Genomic DNA, 553 nt, shown 5'->3' on the forward strand with positions numbered 1-553 from the left:
GAGCATTTAACTGACGCTGTTCAGCGATTTTTTCGCTCAAAACATCGTGACCGACAGCACCCGGAACCAGCTCATTGCCGATAATATAGGATGGTGTGCCGGAAATATTGAGCGCCTGTGCAACGGTATAAGCGTTCTGGAAGGAGGTTACGACCTCTTTGCTTTTCATCAGTTCGCGCAGTTTGGCCTCATCAGCGCCCAGAGAAACAGCGATTTTCAAAGCGCTTTCTTCGGTTGAGCTTTTTGGCTCGCTCATCAAAGCCTGCTGCAATTCCATATATTTTTCAGGCATTAAGCGCTTAAATGCCTGTGCCACGAGGTGGGTGCGCATGGAATCAGGGCCGAGAATCGGGAATTCTTTCAGTACAAAACGTACATTCGGATCGGCTTTGATCAGCTCATGCATATCCGGCATAGCGCGTTTGCAATAGCCGCAATTATAGTCATAGAATTCAACAATAGTCACATCACCCTTCGGGTTGCCGTAAACAGCATCATTGGCATCATTGAAAATCGAATCATGATTTTCGGTAATGATTTTTGTCTGGCTTTC

1 protein-coding gene is annotated in these 553 nt (G+C 46.5%); it reads right to left on the reverse strand.

All coding sequences use genetic code 11. The features are described 5' to 3' along the window. On the reverse strand, positions 1-553 hold a 553-nt coding region (locus HBA93_RS18100; RefSeq protein ID WP_221724223.1), incomplete at both ends, for a DsbA family protein.

Source organism: Ochrobactrum sp. SFR4 (assembly GCF_019730395.1).
Taxonomy (GTDB): Bacteria; Pseudomonadota; Alphaproteobacteria; order Rhizobiales; family Rhizobiaceae; genus Pseudochrobactrum.